The organism is Endobacterium cereale (genome assembly GCF_009617585.1).
In the GTDB taxonomy this organism is placed as follows: Bacteria; Pseudomonadota; Alphaproteobacteria; order Rhizobiales; family Rhizobiaceae; genus Neorhizobium; species Neorhizobium cereale.
This window is the reverse complement of the sequence record NZ_WIXI01000041.1, coordinates 218,520-233,572: the sequence shown is the minus strand read 5'-3', so window position 1 is coordinate 233,572 and position 15,053 is coordinate 218,520. Positions and strand designations below refer to the sequence as shown.

The 15,053-nt window shown below is 57.3% G+C and carries 16 protein-coding genes and 1 pseudogene; 9 read left to right on the top strand and 8 right to left on the bottom strand.

The features are described 5' to 3' along the window. Nucleotides 1-1,566: pseudogene (locus GAO09_RS11430) on the bottom strand (hypothetical protein); the annotation flags it as partial. Nucleotides 1,567-1,897: 331 nt separating this feature from the next. Between GAO09_RS11430 and GAO09_RS11425 the strand changes: the two are divergent. Genes GAO09_RS11425 through GAO09_RS11415 form a run of 3 tightly spaced genes read left to right on the top strand, consistent with a single transcriptional unit; the run spans nucleotide 1,898 to nucleotide 6,377 of the window. Further along, a complete protein-coding gene (locus GAO09_RS11425; RefSeq protein WP_153354133.1) occupies nucleotides 1,898-2,491 on the top strand; it encodes a DUF6088 family protein in 594 nt (197 codons plus the stop codon). Beyond that, nucleotides 2,484-3,497, top strand: a complete 1,014-nt coding sequence (locus GAO09_RS11420; protein WP_153354132.1) for a nucleotidyl transferase AbiEii/AbiGii toxin family protein — start codon at nucleotides 2,484-2,486, stop codon at nucleotides 3,495-3,497. The genes GAO09_RS11425 and GAO09_RS11420 overlap by 8 nt, the downstream gene beginning before the upstream one ends. 60 nt (nucleotides 3,498-3,557) lie before the next feature. Then, entirely contained in the window at nucleotides 3,558-6,377 is a 2,820-nt protein-coding gene (locus GAO09_RS11415) for a UvrD-helicase domain-containing protein (protein WP_338015068.1), read from the top strand. Nucleotides 6,378-6,562: 185 nt separating this feature from the next. Here GAO09_RS11415 and GAO09_RS11410 read toward each other — a convergent pair whose 3' ends face one another. After that, nucleotides 6,563-7,816 (bottom strand): DUF2254 domain-containing protein, encoded by a 1,254-nt coding sequence (locus tag GAO09_RS11410; protein ID WP_153354131.1) that lies wholly within the window; start codon nucleotides 7,814-7,816, stop codon nucleotides 6,563-6,565. A gap of 120 nt (nucleotides 7,817-7,936) precedes the next feature. Between GAO09_RS11410 and GAO09_RS11405 the strand changes: the two genes are divergently transcribed. Both GAO09_RS11405 and GAO09_RS11400 read left to right on the top strand, forming a co-directional pair. Next, a complete protein-coding gene (locus tag GAO09_RS11405) occupies nucleotides 7,937-8,257 on the top strand; it encodes a hypothetical protein (protein ID WP_153354130.1) in 321 nt (106 codons plus the stop codon). Nucleotides 8,258-8,390: 133 nt separating this feature from the next. Continuing rightward, nucleotides 8,391-8,837 (top strand): MarR family winged helix-turn-helix transcriptional regulator, encoded by a 447-nt coding sequence (locus GAO09_RS11400; RefSeq protein ID WP_153354129.1) that lies wholly within the window; start codon nucleotides 8,391-8,393, stop codon nucleotides 8,835-8,837. 30 nt (nucleotides 8,838-8,867) lie between these two features. Here the strand turns inward: GAO09_RS11400 and GAO09_RS11395 are convergent, their stop codons facing one another. Next, nucleotides 8,868-9,299, bottom strand: a complete 432-nt coding sequence (locus tag GAO09_RS11395) for a hypothetical protein (RefSeq protein WP_153354128.1) — start codon at nucleotides 9,297-9,299, stop codon at nucleotides 8,868-8,870. A gap of 173 nt (nucleotides 9,300-9,472) precedes the next feature. On the opposite strand from GAO09_RS11395, the gene GAO09_RS11390 reads away from it, so the two are divergent. After that, nucleotides 9,473-10,174 (top strand): PRC-barrel domain-containing protein, encoded by a 702-nt coding sequence (locus GAO09_RS11390; RefSeq protein ID WP_153354127.1) that lies wholly within the window; start codon nucleotides 9,473-9,475, stop codon nucleotides 10,172-10,174. A 97-nt stretch (nucleotides 10,175-10,271) separates the two neighbouring features. Here the strand turns inward: GAO09_RS11390 and GAO09_RS11385 are convergent, their stop codons facing one another. The 3 genes from GAO09_RS11385 to GAO09_RS11375 form a co-directional block, all read right to left on the bottom strand. Beyond that, nucleotides 10,272-11,177: a PAS domain S-box protein gene (locus GAO09_RS11385; protein WP_153354126.1), complete on the bottom strand. Its 906-nt coding sequence runs from the start codon at nucleotides 11,175-11,177 to the stop codon at nucleotides 10,272-10,274. 101 nt (nucleotides 11,178-11,278) lie between these two features. After that, nucleotides 11,279-11,575 carry a DUF982 domain-containing protein gene (locus tag GAO09_RS11380; protein WP_153354125.1) on the bottom strand — a complete coding sequence of 99 codons (297 nt, stop codon included), beginning with the start codon at nucleotides 11,573-11,575 and terminating at the stop codon, nucleotides 11,279-11,281. A gap of 153 nt (nucleotides 11,576-11,728) precedes the next feature. Further along, on the bottom strand, nucleotides 11,729-12,196 hold the full coding sequence (locus GAO09_RS11375; protein ID WP_153354124.1) for an Hsp20 family protein: 468 nt from the start codon (nucleotides 12,194-12,196) through the stop codon (nucleotides 11,729-11,731). Between the two features lie 493 nt (nucleotides 12,197-12,689). Between GAO09_RS11375 and GAO09_RS11370 the strand changes: the two genes are divergently transcribed. Next, nucleotides 12,690-12,875, top strand: a complete 186-nt coding sequence (locus GAO09_RS11370; protein ID WP_153354123.1) for a hypothetical protein — start codon at nucleotides 12,690-12,692, stop codon at nucleotides 12,873-12,875. Between the two features lie 157 nt (nucleotides 12,876-13,032). Here the strand turns inward: GAO09_RS11370 and GAO09_RS11365 are convergent, their stop codons facing one another. Together GAO09_RS11365 and GAO09_RS11360 are read right to left on the bottom strand one after the other, a co-directional pair. Continuing rightward, nucleotides 13,033-13,560, bottom strand: coding sequence for a DUF4142 domain-containing protein (locus tag GAO09_RS11365; RefSeq protein WP_153354122.1), 528 nt, complete (start codon nucleotides 13,558-13,560; stop codon nucleotides 13,033-13,035). Between the two features lie 72 nt (nucleotides 13,561-13,632). Then, complete coding sequence (locus GAO09_RS11360) at nucleotides 13,633-14,082, bottom strand: DUF2383 domain-containing protein (RefSeq protein ID WP_153354121.1); 450 nt, start codon at nucleotides 14,080-14,082, stop codon at nucleotides 13,633-13,635. 229 nt (nucleotides 14,083-14,311) lie between these two features. On the opposite strand from GAO09_RS11360, the gene GAO09_RS11355 reads away from it, so the two are divergent. Both GAO09_RS11355 and GAO09_RS11350 read left to right on the top strand, forming a co-directional pair. Continuing rightward, nucleotides 14,312-14,812, top strand: coding sequence for a YciE/YciF ferroxidase family protein (locus GAO09_RS11355; RefSeq protein ID WP_153354120.1), 501 nt, complete (start codon nucleotides 14,312-14,314; stop codon nucleotides 14,810-14,812). Between the two features lie 61 nt (nucleotides 14,813-14,873). Beyond that, a complete protein-coding gene (locus tag GAO09_RS11350; RefSeq protein ID WP_153354119.1) occupies nucleotides 14,874-15,041 on the top strand; it encodes a DUF2934 domain-containing protein in 168 nt (55 codons plus the stop codon). Nucleotides 15,042-15,053 lie beyond the last annotated feature (12 nt).

Below are 15,053 nucleotides of genomic sequence, written 5' to 3'. Positions count from 1 at the left end.
CCCGGAGGTCTCATGCGTGCGCCGATAGTGGCCTGGTTTTACTCCGCCGCCTGGCCTTAATTTGCTCCGGCGTTGACAGTGCACACCGTCAACGAGGAGATCGAAGCCGGCATTGTTCGACGTCTCAGGGAAGCTGACGACATGGCCTATCTCTGTCAGGCGTGCCGCGACCAGTTGCTCGGAAACATACCCTCGAAGATTGCTGGCCGCCCCGACCGCAGAGGCCGAAGCCATAGAGCCGATACGCTCGGCGAACGCACCAAACTGGAAGATGTCACCGATGTCTTCCGACCGCGAGAAATCTGCGGCGGCGAGCACCATTGGATCGATTGACACAGCATTGTAGAGCATGTCGCCGGCCGTAAGTCCGGCAACTGTTGCCACCTCCGCTGCATCTCCACGCTGCCTTGATAATACTCCGTCCAGCAGAGCGCTCCTGCGGACCGAAGTATCTATCCTCTCTTTTAGATCACCCATCGCAGAAGGCAGCCGCCTGCCCGTTGTGCTGGCGACTGCTGCGGAGCGGGACAAAGCTTCGGCTCGGAGCCCCGTCGAGAGTGAAGCAAAATCTACCTCAGTCGCGTGCCTGAAATCATTCAGCACCACCGCCAATCCTGCCCGTTCGGCGGTCAGGCCACGTAACGCCAACTGAACTGCAGAAATTGCAGCCAGTCTGGCGGCTTGACCTCCGTTGACATGACGGTTCGCGAGATAGCCGATACCGGCAACGGCCGGAATACTGAACAGCGGGTTGGCGAGAATGAAAAGCGTCGACACGACTGCAGGCCCACTCATGAAGGGAATGAATGCGGAAGCCTGTGCAGCGAGGATGTATGCGCTGAACCCCGCTAAGTTTACTCCGACTCCAATTGAGAAGGCTGTGGTTCCCGTGGCCAACAGCGCCAAGGCTGCCTTGTCGCCGGAGGCTAATGCATTGCGCATCGCCTCATCCCGCAGTGCGGGCGGCAGGCTTCTGATATGTTCGCGGATGCGTTGGTCAAGTTCGCGTTTCTGTTGTTCAGAGAGCTCGCCAGACCCAACCGCTTCCGCCATCGCCTTGGCGACGAGCTCTGCCTGTGCCGCGACGAGGAGAGCGAAGTCCTGATGCTTGCGGCCACCAATGGACTTCACCGTTTGCCAGGCTTTCCGGAACTTCGTCTGGCTACCTGCGGCTTCGTCATCCACCGGAGTTGCCATGATGGCTGCCGCTTTGAATGCGGCACTTGCACCTATCGAGTTAGCTCTCCTCGTGGACAGCGGAAATACCGGGTCCAGATCGAGAGCTTCAGACATCCTGACCCAGAGACGGATGCGCAGTCCCCGTTCAACGATGGGGGAATCGAACAAATTGTCCGCCGCGTCTTTTAACCGCCGAGCGAAAGCATTCATCTCACCGTCGCGGCCGTCTTTCTGAAATCGAGCGACAACATCGCTCACCCTGTCGATCGACATCGACAGCAACGTCGTGACCTCGAAATTAGCAATAAGATTGCAGAGTTCGCGCCTTCCAAGCGCTCCCAGGCCAGCGAAGATTGTCCACGGCGATACGTACAAGTCTGCCCCCATCAAATGCTCCGGTTTTCGTCTGGATAACCGACGACAACCGGTTCCTATATGAGGATGGTTTCTGTCAACTGAAGGCGAGATTTTTAGACGCATGCTGTGTTTTTTGGCGTTTAAGAACCTTTGATCCGACAGTCCGACCTTTCCGCTTCAGAAATTGAAGCCGCTTCAATACCAGGGTTCAAAGCATGACCAATGCCGTACATCCGACCCTGCTGAGAAACCGCCGCAGCCATTGGCTGAAGATCTGGAGTGCAGAAACATCATCCAGGCAGAAAAAGCATTCATTGCAAACTGTCAGAAAATTGCGTATATTTCTGACAGGAGAACTGCCATGCAGCGACTGACAACACAGATCATGGCTCATGCCGAACAGCTGCCGGAAGGAACGGCGCTGTCCGCGAAGGCCTTCCTGCATTTGGGAAACCGTGCCGCGGTAGACCAGGCATTGTCGCGTCTCTATGAACGGGGCGAGCTCGTCCGGGCCGGTCGGGGGATCTACCTCAAGGCAATCAAGAGCCGTTTCGGAAGCCGGCCGCCGACGGTCGAGCAGGCCGTCGAAGCGGTTGCGCACCAGCGCGGCGAGGTGATCGTTTCTAATGGTGCTGCAGCTGCAAACTCGCTGGGCCTGTCCACTCAGGTGCCGATCCGGTCGATCTATCTCACATCCGGCCGCAGCCGAACCATGACTGTCGGTAGCCAAACGGTCGAACTGAAGCACGTGCCGCGCTGGCAGCTCGCCTTGGCGAACAAGCCTGCCGGCCTGGCAGTCCGCGCGCTGGCATGGCTCGGTCCGGAAAAGGCCGAGGAAGCACTTCCGAGCATCAAGCGGAAGCTTTCCGCCGAAGCGTTCGGCGAACTCGTTGCCGCCGCCCCTCAGTTTCCCAGCTGGCTTGCCCGCAGTGTAGGAAAGGCCGCTTATGGCTGAACAGTTTTTGCAGCTGTCCCGGGACGATCGGAGAGATGTTCTTGCGATCGCCGCGGAGAAGACCGGGCGGCCGATCCATCTTCTGGAAAAGGACGTCTGGGTCGTCTGGGCGCTTCAAACCCTTTATGGAACGGCGCTCGGTGACCACCTCGTTTTCAAAGGGGGCACGTCGCTCTCGAAAGCCTACAACGCCATCCGCAGGTTTTCGGAAGATGTCGACCTGACCTACGATATCCGCGAACTCGCTCATGATCTGGTGGGCGAGAACGAGGAGGCACTGCCGAAAACAAGAAGCGAGGAAAGGCGCTGGTCGAGCGAGGTCCGCAAGCGCTTGCCGAATTGGGTATCGGAAACCGTGAGCCCGCTCATTGTCGATGCGATCAGCGCCCAGTCGCTTCCGGCCACCATCCGTGTCGACGCCGACAAGCTCTTCATCGACTATGAAGCAGTTGCCGGAGGATCCGGCTACGTCGCTCCGAGCGTCATGCTGGAGTTTGGGGCACGATCGACGGGAGAACCTGCGAGCGTTCGAGACATTTCCTGCGATGCTGCGAGCCTTGTGGATGGCATCGAGTTTCCCACCGCGAAACCGCGGGTCATGCACGCCGAACGCACATTCTGGGAAAAGGCGACGGCAATCCACGTCTTTTGCCTGCAGGAGCGGCTCCGCGGAGAGCGCTTTTCACGCCACTGGCACGATATCGTTCGTCTTGACGATATCGGCATCGCCGACAGCGCAATCGCCGATCGAGACTTGGCCAATTCGGTGGCGCAGCACAAGTCAATGTTTTTCGCCGAGAAAGCCGCGGACAGAACGCCGATCAACTATGAAGTCGCTGTGGGCGGTGGGTTGCAACTTACACCTTCCGGCGAAGGAAGGACGGCTCTCGATCAGGACTACGCCCGGATGCTGGAAGACGGTCTTCTTCTCGATGAGGCCGAGACCTTCGACGAACTCCTCGCTCGATGCGCGAAAATCCCAGACAAGGCCAATGCCGGCGGCTGAAGAAAGCGTTCATGGTCCGGGGAAGCCAACTGAGATGACAATTCACGCGATGGCCGACCCGTGATTTTCAATCGCTACACCACCTATCGGCCCGGCCTTTTCGCCCGTCTGCTTCCTTCCGGCAGATGGAAGCTCCGGCTACCGACGGCGACCGCTAGCTCCGTCGAGCTCTTCATGGGAACGCGGGCAGAGCTTTGCTGTCTGGACATTACCGACATCAAGATCAAAAAAGCGCTGCTTTGGCACACGGTCGAAGTTCGCATGCGCAGTCATGTCGAAACTCTGTCGTGCCTGGGCGAAGACGCTGCGAACCGGCTCGCGAACGACCTCCACAGGTTCGTCAATCGCTACCTGCTCGAACTGATCGGATCGGATCAGGAGGCCTTGAAAGTGGTCGATGCGAAACTCGAGCCGTTGATCGAGGGAAAGCGACAATACCTGGCACAGGCGGATCTGGCGCAAGCCATCGCGAGTGTTTCAGGCCTGGCTGCCGCAGCGCTTTCCCACCCCTTGTTTGACGCCGATGGCATAACCGAGGCCATGGAACCCAATCTTCCACGGTCCCTGTCTTTCCTGACCGACCCCGACCGGCGCCATCGGTATAATAATGAATTTGTTGCGGCCGAGCTCACCAGGTACGCCCCATTCTTCGACCATCTCGATAACCGATCGTTGTCGGACCAAAAGAGGGAATCCTGTATTCGGCTTGAGGACAGCAATCTCCTAATCGCGTCCGCAGGATCAGGCAAGTCGGCGACGATGGTCGGCAAGGTTGCCTATGTGCTGGACAAGGGACTGTATCAGCCAGAGGAAATCCTCGTTCTCGCCTATAACAGGACCGCCGCTGAAGAGCTAAAGGAGCGAATTGCACGTCAGCTTGGCGTCCAGCCAGCGAACCTGCAGTGCAAGGTCACAACGTTCCACGCTCTCGGTCGGGGTATCATCGAACTGGTAGAGGCCAAGCCACCGCAATTGGCGAATTGGGTGGACCATCCTGCTGGCGAAGCAAGGGTCATCGCCAAGATCATCGAAGACTTGATGCAATTGGACGCGGGCTTTGCCAAGGTCTGGATTGAGCTTCTGGTGCTCTACCCGCAAGCCGACATTCCAGCGTCAGTCTTTGATAGCGATGCGGACTATCACCGCTATATCTCAGCACGCCGTCGGGGTCGTGATGTGTCGATTGGCACACTCAGCGGAGTGTATGTCAAATCACTGCAGGAGCAGACCATAGCAAACTGGCTATGGCTCAATACAGTCGAGTTTGAGTATGAGCGCCAAATCGCCACGGAAGACGAAGACGGGACGACTAGGCACGTGCATCCCGACTTCTATTATCCGGCAAGCAAAACCATCCATGAACACCTTGCTATCGATAGCGGCGGGTCCTCGCCATTTGCCAACTATGTGGAACATGCCGATAGCAAGATGGCGGCCTACAGCCGTACAAAACTGGACGCATTCGCCACGAAATCAGCTCAGGCTAACGACGGGACGCTTCTCCTTCAACTCGAGACCGAGCTTTCAAAACGAAAAATTCAGTTCCAACAACGAAGCCTTCAGGAAATCCTGAAGGAGGTCGAACCGGTCGTCATCGAACACTTTCTGAAGCTGATTGCCGTCTGCATCAAGCATATCCGTGCTGGCGATCTGACATTGGAAATGCTCCTGGAGCGCGCAAACTCCCTGCACGACAAGAAGCGTGCCAAGGCGTTTGCGCAGGCAATCTGGAAGATTACCGAAGCCTATTCGAAAAAACTCATAGATGACAAACGCATCGACTTTGATGCCATGATCGCCAACGCCACCCGTCTGGTGGAGGAGGCCCGTTATAAGAGCCCCTACTCCCTCCTCCTCCTCGATGAATTCCAGGACATCTCGGATTCGCGCGCCAATCTGATCAAGGCACTGAAGCACCAGAAGCCATTCTCGAAGATCTTTGCGGTCGGAGACGACTGGCAATCTATATATCGCTTCGCCGGCTCCGACATCAGCATATTCACGCAATTCGAGGCGAATTTCGGCGCAAGCTGGCAGGGCCGGCTTGAGACGACCTACCGATGCAATCAGGTGATCGCCGATGCTGCTGCAAACTTCATACAGCGGAACCCCGCTCAGTTGCGAAAGGCAGTTCGCTCGGTCAGGCCGGCAATCGCGCGGTCCATCAGGGCCATTCCGATAACCGGAGAGCAAGGCAAGCCCGACTTCAGTCAGGCAAGCCTGCGGCTCCTGGAACGGCTCGACCGGTTCCTCGGCGGAATAGCAAGCCAATGGCGCACGAGCAGTCCTACCAAGCTGAAAGTCATGGTGCTCTGGCGGTATAACCTGCTTGATCCATTCGCCGGTGGCCTTCCCGTGTTCGAGAACATCGAAGTGTCGGGCTTGTCATTCCATCGCGCCAAGGGGCTGGAGGCGGATTACACGATCCTGCTGGATGTCAGCGAGGGCGACTACGGCGTTCCCAGCCGAATTGAAGATGACGAGCTTCTAAACCTCGTGATGCCGCAACCGGAGACCTTCGAATACGCCGAGGAGCGGCGCCTGTTTTACGTCGCTTTGACGCGGGCAAGCCGAGGTGTCTTCCTGCTGATGAATGGCCGGCAGCCATCACGATACATCCACGAGCTGGCGAACATCGCTGGCAGCAACTTCCGGCTGGAGACGATCGATGGCGCGGCGCTGCCTCAATGTCCGACCTGTCATGTAGGCCATCTTGTCGAAAGAGAGAGCAAGAACGGAGACCGCTTTCTAGGCTGCACGCAGTATCCTGAGTGCAACCACACAGCGCGACCTAAAGCAGGGCAAGCAGGCATCACAGCGGTCTCCTCCGGTTCAGAACCCGTATTATCGGTTTCCAACAGGCGCAAGTGGCGGAAATAATGGCTCGACACATTGCGCTTTATCTCACGGCCCGCGTGCGCGGTGCCGTTGTCGCGTTCGCCTTGATGGGATGTGAACCATAAATACCTGCGAAGGCGGCGCCCAAGCCGTTGAGATCGCTTACCATTGGCAATCGGACGCCATCTAACAGGCATCCTCGGCACGCTAAATGCCAACCGATCGAACTACTTGGCCAACAGCGACGCATCTTTCAACCGTTTGCGATCTGCATCAACGTGTAGTGCCTTGTCTGCCCGATCGAGCGCTTCCTGAGAATGCCGTCGGGCGTGTCGCCGATATTCAACACCGAGATCTGCAGCGAGAGCTAGCGTTTTCTGCAGGCGCAGCCCCACCTCGACGAGGCCTGCGCCGTCTCTCGCAATCGGCGTGTATAGATCATCGAAGAGGTCCGAAACATCGATGCTCGTGACATGGAGCGCGGGATAAGGCACCTTGGCTTCTCGCCGGGCGGCCGCATCTCGCCACGTGACAAGAATACGAAGGGTTCGGGACAGAACATCGATCGCGGTCCCTGGATCATTGACGGCTGGTGAAAGCGCACGTGACGCGATTTCTGTCAGAACGGAAGCTCCGAAGCGAGGATCCTGGTCGAACGACCTCGTATCGTCGATCGCGAAACATCCCAGGATTTTCGCACGAACCTGGTCGTCGATGACCTTGGCTGTCCAAGCGACCGTACGACCCGGTCCGACAACCGTTCCCGGTATAGCAGAGACGAAAATGTCCATGCCGATGTCGTCAGCTATGGCTGCCAAGGCATCGCTGTCGACACGCTGGACATATCCGACCTTGTCACTCTGGACCAGTTTCCCGCTGTCCTTTGGCGGCGCAGTATCCTTGGGTAACGCTTTGCCTCCCAGATTGGGCGCTGCTTGCCATTTCTCGATTGCGTTAATCGTTGCCTGCTCAACGCGTCTTGTTGTCTCTGTTACGCGGCCGAGCCGAGACAGATGGTCGATCCAGCGAAGTAATGTGACGACGATCAGAGCGATCACACCGATCGTTACGATAAACAGCACGACCCTGCCCTGCTCGCCGTAGGCGCCCGTAGTCAGCGCGATAATACCGACCAGGCTGAACAGGAACGAGCCTATGAAGGTCGCCAAAACATTCTGCGTTGTGCTGTCTTCCATGACGAGGCGTGTTGCTCTCGGAGTCACATTGCTGGTTGCCGCAGAGAACGCCGACACCATGGTGCTGAGCGAAAATGTCGTGACTGTCAGCATGCTCGACGCGATGATCCCGAGGATGCGGTCAACCGAATCTGCTCCGATCCGGGTCGATAGATTTGCCGGAAGGTAGGGAGAGATAAGGATTGCCATAAGGGCTGTTGCGATCGCGGCGATGCAAAACAGAGTGGCCCGGAACCAGATCTGGCGGGCAAGCAGCGAGATCTGCCAAATCAGTTTCGAGCTCATGCATCTATCTCCTTTTCATGGGAGATAGATGATGGCGGGAACAAAACAATCCGAACCCGTTGAGGTCTTGTATCCGAGATCACCGCCGTTCAGTGGCCTGTCACTCGTTCGGAAGAACGCTTGCCTCGCAAAAATCGGATTTCGTATTCGACGGAAGCAGGGCCGGGCGGACAAACGGCGATCAGCACTTTATTGTCAAGCTGGACGACGACCTTCGAGACGCCGTTATCGCCTGTCGCTTCAGCCACCCTGATTTTGATAATTCCAAGTCCGGTGTATCGCGAGAACTCCGCGGCAGACAGTCCAAGCCTTCAGGCCATTTCATCGACCGACACACCCGCATGTGCCGCCTGGATGACGGCGTCTTCGTATTTTGATGATATACGCTCTCTCATCGCGGCGAATTTGTTCCCTCTTTATATCGCCAAGATGAAGGCTTAATGTTCGCGCGCGCTGCAGCGACGTTCAGCCTTGTGGCTTATGTCCAGCCCGTTCGCCACGCGCACGCGAACAGTCCTCCCAGTGCGGACTGGAGAATAATATATCACGACATGACATATTGAAAGGTTATTTGATGGCGGTGGAAGAAGAGTTGATCAAGGAAACAGATCTGCCGTCAGCCCTTTACGACGGACTTGCCGGGTTTCGTCTTGTCATGCGCCGATTTTTGTCGCTTAGCGGCGCAGCACTCGAACAGGCCGACGTCACCTCACAGCAATACCAGGCAATGCTGGTCATCAGGACGGCGCCTGGCGGGCAGATCAGAATGCGCGAGCTTTCGGAACAGATGCTGATGCGCGCCCACGGGGCGGTCCAACTGGTCGACCGTCTCGCCGCCGCTGGCCTTGTCGAACGCAAGCCATCCCGAACCGACAAGCGCAGCATCCTTATCGAGCTGACGCCGGATGGCCGACGCCTGCTGCAGGACTTGGCACGGATTCATGTGAAGGGTCTCCTGGAAAATCAGGCGCTGTTGGTGGAGTCACTCGGCAAGCTCGGCGACCTTCGCGAACTCGCCTAGCCACGAGAACGGCAGCTTCTCGTTTGCTTATCATATACCGCGGATGAACATTGCCATCTGATTGACGATGAACGCAAACGGCACGGCCCATAACACTGTCAAAATCAGTCCAGTGACCCAGAACAGCGCCCCGATCTCGCGTTGCGGCTCGAACGGTAGCTCGCGAGCTGTCGTGGATATGCTGGATAGCTTCCACGTCAAACCCGCGAAAAACAGAGTGCTGAAGAACCCACCGATTGTGACGACGAAGCAATTTCCGGTGACCACCAGCCCGGCCAGAAAGCGTAGGCCGAATGAACTGGACGAGGCATCGAAGCCTGCAACGACAACTGCGCCGCTGATCAGGATGACCGGCACAAGTGGCAGCCAAAGAACGAGCCATCCATAAGCATCATCGAGCGCCTGGGCGGTCATTCTCACCGCTACAGTCAGCCGCGTCGAGCTTGTCGAGAAACCGATCATCCGAGCCTCCTCCCAATCGTGCATTAATATCATGCCGTGATATATTGTGCCATTGACGCGCTATCCATTTTGGACACAATTCGGTCACAATGAGTTGTGCCGAAAATGTTGGAACGATGCCGCTTCAGTGCTGTTGCCCATTCGTAACCAACAACGAACCTGGAGGCATCCATATGAAAAAGCTTACCCTTTCCGCCATCATTCTCTCCGCCGCCATTCCGGCCACCGTCCTTGCACAGACAAGTGCGACGACACCGGCGCCCACGACCGAAGCTCCTGCTGCTACCAATCAGAACAAAGCCCCCAACGCCATGTCCGATCAGAAGCCGATGGACATGGCCAGTGACCAGAGCGCCGAAACGGCAGGGCCGTTTATTACCGTGCCAGAAATGGGCGCATGGCGGGTGACCGACCTCGAAGGCAAGGCCGTTTATGGAGCGGAGACCGAGAGCATTGGTGAGATCAACGATGTCCTGGTCAGCCAAGACGGCAGCATCAATGCTGTTATCATCGGGGTCGGTGGTTTTCTCGGTATCGGCGAAAAGAACGTTGCGGTCGATATGAGCGCGCTTCAGCTCGGCCCGGGTGCTAACCAGCAGGAGGCGGATGCGGCGAGCACTACCGCACCATCAGAGACCCCCGCCTCAACAACAAATGGAAATACGGCAGGCACCCCGCCCGCAACCACGCCGGCTCCAGGAGGGACAACGGTACCGCCGTCTCAGGCGCCTGCGGCCGATGAACGGGCAAGCGCTGACAACAACATTAAGATCGGCGAGGATGGCTTGCCGGAACGCATCGTACTGAATGTCACGCGCCAGCAGTTGGAAGAGGCCACCGCGTTTGAAGGCGTGGAGTCCGCGCCTAAGCAGTAAAGACCAAAGCTCACCCCCTTCGCGCTATCGCGCGGAGGGGTATTGGAGGAAATCATGTTACACAGTTCCAACGGGTATAAGCCGTCCGCACTCTTAGTCACTGGTCGAGCGCGAGAATGGCAAAGCCATCCGCAGATTGTAGAGTGGCGTATTCGATCGACAGTCCACGGCGGTTCAAGAGCCCGGTCAGGGCATCCGAGCGCGCTGTCTCTTCCAGTATCTCGATCCGGCGCCGCTCTTCGGTAAAGTCGATTGCCATGCCGACGATTTTGACCGGCCGACCCCCGCTGTCACGTAAAAGCCGCCGATCACACCGCATCCAGCGTTCACCATGAACGGTATCGAGACGATACTCTGCGACATTCTGATCGAGCTTTCCGGCGATCAGCGGGGTCAGATCGGCCTGGGCGCCATCGTTCACGTTGACCCTATTGACGTAGCGCTCAAGGTCGAGCCGCGCCGCCGTCGGCCCACCGATGAACTGCGCCAGTCGATCCGACGTCTCAAACTTGCCTGTCAAAATATCCATTTGCCAGAAGCCGCCTCTGACCGCTTCAAGCGCCAGCTCAAGCTGCGCCGCACGCTCGGCGAGCTGACGCTCGTGGTCCTTGTTGCGGGTGATGTCCTCGATTTGCGATATGAAGCGTACGACCTTGCCCTGACGATCGCGCATCGCAGCGATGTGGATCAAGACGTTCACGATATCTCCGAACGGCCGCAGGTAACGCTTTTCGATCGTGTATCCGTCCCGCCTTCCCTCCAATACCTGCTGGAACAAAATCAGGTCCGCTTCGATATCGTCCGGGTGGGTGAAATCCTTGAAATGGGTTCCAACCACCTTGTGGAGAGGAAGCGCCAGCAGCTTAGCAAAGGCGGCGTTGCCGCGAATGATGCGGCCCTCAAGATCGACCAGGGCAATCCCTATAGGCGCGTTCTCGAAGGCAAAGTCGAAAAGCGCCAAGCGGGTTTCAGGATCGTCGGCCGTGTAGGGTTCCGCTACCATCTTTCCTCCAAAGATAAGAGCTTCACCGCGTTAGGTGTGCTTTAGAGGATGATAATCAAGGTGCCGGTTTAGTACCGGCACCAGTAAGCTAAGCCGGCAACCTACATTCCGCCGATCTTGGCGCCAGTGTCACGCAGGAGATGCCGTGGGACATCTTCGAGTTCGGCAAGTTTGTCATTCTGCTTCAGAAACACACGAAAGTTTTCGCGAACCGCGTCGATGGGCCAGCGACCGTTTGCCGCCTCGCGACAGTAGCGGATAAGGGTCTCATAGGCGAGGTTGCGCCTCTCGTGTGGCCACTCGTCGAGAAAATCGAACACGTCATCCAGACCAGTGATTTCCTGCACAAAATACCGGCGCTGCGCATAGATTGGTTTATCGAACAGAGCGAGTAACATCGGAGCCTCCTTCTTTGCTCTGCATATGTTGGGGAGCCGGCCCCGATGAGGCCGGCCGTACTGTGGTTGATCCAAGACCTTTTGGTCGAACGTGACCCGGTCACGACCTGAGGGCTATCAAGCGAATGCCCTCGCCGACTGCCAGGTCTTTGCTCAGGCAACCTGACGGTCGGTTTCCAACCGAAGCGGCTCGTTAGACGATGCAACGCCGATCTCGATCTTGCGTGGCTTCATCACTTCCGGCACCTCGCGCTTGAGAGCGATCGTCAGCAGACCGTGGCGCAGATCGGCACCTTCCACCCTGACGTGATCAGCAAGCTCAAACTTCCGCTCGAACGAACGACCAGCAATGCCGCGGTGGAGATATTCGCCCTGGGGCTCTTCGGCTTTGCCGCCTTTGACGAAAAGGACATTGCGCTCCTGGGTGATATCCAGATCGCCGTCGCCGAAGCCGGCCACAGCCATCGTGATGCGATAGTCGTCTTCACCGGTCTTTACGATGTCATAGGCGGGCCAGGTGTCGATTGCATTCAGGCGCTGCGTATTACTCAGCAGGTTGAACACACGGTCGAAGCCGACGCTCGAGCGGTACAGCGGGGCAAAATCAAGTTCAGTTCTCATAACCATATCCTCCATAAAGCAACATGGAAGGAAGCGGTTTATCCGCTCCCTCGGTCAACCGACCCCCTTATTGGGCCGTCGGCGCCGATCGATTTGGTTTCTCAGACTTCTCGGTTCAAGGCCTCACGGAGAAATTTTCGAGCGAGTTTGATGGCGTCTTGTTCGTCGCAAATCCCATCCTATTTCGATGCCCAATCCTCGACTTGAGAGCATCGAGATGGACGACTTAGCCAGCGACGGATTTTTGGACGCTGATGTGGAAATTTTACCGCCGGAGCCTATCACTGACTGCGAGACGGCCATCTGCGCTTGTTGTTGTCGCCAGCGCCCGCGCTCCATGATGGACGAAGATGGCTGCGGCATTTGCGATGAATGTCTGGCACCTTGACCCTCCCAGCATCCGCCTGGGACCTTTGTCAGAAAGGAAAAGAACATCGCTGGCATCGCTGATGGGCTGGGCGATCGAGTACAGGAAATCATTCGCTCCCCGGGCTTGCATGACGACAAGGCCGATTTCCGCGACCAGGCGAAAGTCTTGGTAGAGAGCGCCGGATCCGAAGGTTTCACCGTCGCCGAGATCAAGGAGGCTTGCGGCGGCGACGTGGAGCTATATCTCTTGAATCAACAGAACGCGATGACCGATGTGCGCCGGCAACAAAGACTGGTAGACGACGAATAGCGAAGCCGGCCAGAGCCCATCGTCCTCCCGCGAAACGAAAGTCCTCAAGAAGTCTCAATGCCCGGAGCCTTGTCTCGATCTAAGTCATGGCCTTCCTACCGCACGTTGACTTTGGCACGCCGGGAGACGACTGCTGCCTCCCGGCAATCAGCATGGCTTACTTGTCGAGATCCTGGGCCATCTTATAGTGATGCTCAAGAGCCGGAAGCGTCTTGGCGGCCCAAGCCTTCAGGTCGGCGTTTTCGCCTTCTTCGCCGTAGCGCTTGAAGAGATCGACGGCGTCCTCATGAGCTTCGACCTGATCGTCGATATATTCCTCGTTGAACTCTGCGCCCTCGAGCTTGGCGAGATCGTCGACTTCTTCCTTGTGATCGTCTGTCAGCGCCGTAACAGGGTTACCCTGGACTTTGCCGCTCGTTAGCAACGCCTTAAGCTCTGCGGTGGTCTTCTCGTGATCAGTGATCATCTGCTGAGCGAACGCCTTCGTGGCATCGTCGCCCTTTTGCAGCGCGAGCTTGCTGGACTCGATCTCGAACACGTCGCTGGCCGACGTCTGAAGGATAAAGTCTTCCGTTTTCGGTGCAACGCCGAGTGCGGAGTTGACGCCAGTGGACTCAGTGGCCGACTGGGCAAGAACGGCGGATGCGCTCATGACGAGTGCAGCAGTGAGTAGGGTCTTTTTCATCGGGGTGTTTCCTCATTTGCCGACCTCCAGACGGTGTCCGTGGGTCGCATTCCAGTCATTGGCACGCAAGCTTCAAAGGGCTGTGGCCGTCGTTTCGAACCAGGTGCGATGCCGCACTTCGTCCTGATGCGCTTTCATGAAAAATGCCTTGGTCTCCGGGCGCGCGTCTTCGTGCTGCGATGCCCGCTCATAGGCCGTCACAGTGTCATCCTCGTTGGTCCTCATTGCCTTGAGGATCGTCCCGTCGCCCATCAGATCGGCCAGCGCAATCTTACCGGTGGTCAGCATCTGCTTCATGTCGCCCTTGATCGGCGCTTCGATCCCCGCTTCCGTTGCGATCTCGTTCAAAGTGGCGAGGTGATGCAGGTGATCTTCGCGAAAGGACGCAACTTGAGCGCTCAACGTCTTGTCGTCCAGACGCTCGATCGTCGACTCGTAAGCGGCTATCGCATCGTACTCTAGATAGATCAAATCCTTGATCAGTTTGTCGAACGTGCTCTCGTTTCCAACCATGGTGACCATCGGTCTATCCTCCTGTGATTGTTGGCAATCAGTAACGGAACGTGCCGTCGGAAGTTCCCCATATCTGTCAAACTGGAGCCACCGATTCCGGGTTTGTACGGCATCGTACGGTCGGGCAAACCGAGGTCTTTGAACGCTTCTCGGTAGGAACCGCGCAGGAGACAATCCGTTGTGACGGGGCACCGCAAGTTGCGCAGTGCGGATCAAACCCTTTACGAGGAGAATGACCATGGCAGAGAAGACTTTGGACGACCTGTTTCTCGATACGCTCAAGGACATCTACTACGCCGAGAAGCAGATCCTGAAGGCGCTTCCGAAAATGGCGCGTGCGTCGCAATCGGAAGAAGGCAAGGCCGCGTTCTTGAAGCACAAGGAGCAGACCGAAGGTCAGATTGAGCGCTTGCAGCAGGTGTTCGAGCTGATCGGTAAGCCTGCACGCGGCAAGACCTGTGAGGCCATCCAGGGGATCATCTCTGAAGCCGAAGAAATCATCGACGAATTCAAGGGCTCCGTTGCACTTGATGCCGGCCTGATTTCGTCAGCGCAGGCGGTGGAACACTACGAAATCGCTCGTTACGGCACGTTGAAGAGCTGGGCTGGGCAGCTCGGCCTCAAGGAGGCGGTCGCGCTGCTCGACGCGAACCTCCAGGAAGAACTGGAAACTGATGAGCTCCTCACGAAACTTGGCGAGACGTCGGCGAATCCGAAGGGCGCCAAGCAGGCCGCATAACGGCTTAAGGTCCGGGCCTCTTGTCCGGACCTTGTTCGGTTCGTAGTTATGGGAGGATTAGATGAACAATGATCGAGAAGAATGGATCACCCGCCGCGCGTATGAACTTTGGGACCAAGCCGGCCGTCCCGATGGACAAGATCATGAGCATTGGAGGCAGGCGAGTGCCGAGTGGGAAGAGGAACAGGGCAAAGCGAGCCAACTCGACCCGTGGGAAGAAGAGACCTGATGCAGGGATCTG

Coding starts and splice junctions, on each gene's coding strand:
- GAO09_RS11425 (WP_153354133.1), top strand. CDS start 1,898: ATGCAGCGACTGACAACACAGATCATGGCTCATGCCGAACAGCTGCCG.
- GAO09_RS11420 (WP_153354132.1), top strand. CDS start 2,484: ATGGCTGAACAGTTTTTGCAGCTGTCCCGGGACGATCGGAGAGATGTT.
- GAO09_RS11410 (WP_153354131.1), bottom strand. CDS start 7,816: ATGAGCTCGAAACTGATTTGGCAGATCTCGCTGCTTGCCCGCCAGATC.
- GAO09_RS11400 (WP_153354129.1), top strand. CDS start 8,391: ATGGCGGTGGAAGAAGAGTTGATCAAGGAAACAGATCTGCCGTCAGCC.
- GAO09_RS11395 (WP_153354128.1), bottom strand. CDS start 9,299: ATGATCGGTTTCTCGACAAGCTCGACGCGGCTGACTGTAGCGGTGAGA.
- GAO09_RS11390 (WP_153354127.1), top strand. CDS start 9,473: ATGAAAAAGCTTACCCTTTCCGCCATCATTCTCTCCGCCGCCATTCCG.
- GAO09_RS11385 (WP_153354126.1), bottom strand. CDS start 11,177: ATGGTAGCGGAACCCTACACGGCCGACGATCCTGAAACCCGCTTGGCG.
- GAO09_RS11380 (WP_153354125.1), bottom strand. CDS start 11,575: ATGTTACTCGCTCTGTTCGATAAACCAATCTATGCGCAGCGCCGGTAT.
- GAO09_RS11375 (WP_153354124.1), bottom strand. CDS start 12,196: ATGAGAACTGAACTTGATTTTGCCCCGCTGTACCGCTCGAGCGTCGGC.
- GAO09_RS11365 (WP_153354122.1), bottom strand. CDS start 13,560: ATGAAAAAGACCCTACTCACTGCTGCACTCGTCATGAGCGCATCCGCC.
- GAO09_RS11360 (WP_153354121.1), bottom strand. CDS start 14,082: ATGGTCACCATGGTTGGAAACGAGAGCACGTTCGACAAACTGATCAAG.
- GAO09_RS11355 (WP_153354120.1), top strand. CDS start 14,312: ATGGCAGAGAAGACTTTGGACGACCTGTTTCTCGATACGCTCAAGGAC.
- GAO09_RS11350 (WP_153354119.1), top strand. CDS start 14,874: ATGAACAATGATCGAGAAGAATGGATCACCCGCCGCGCGTATGAACTT.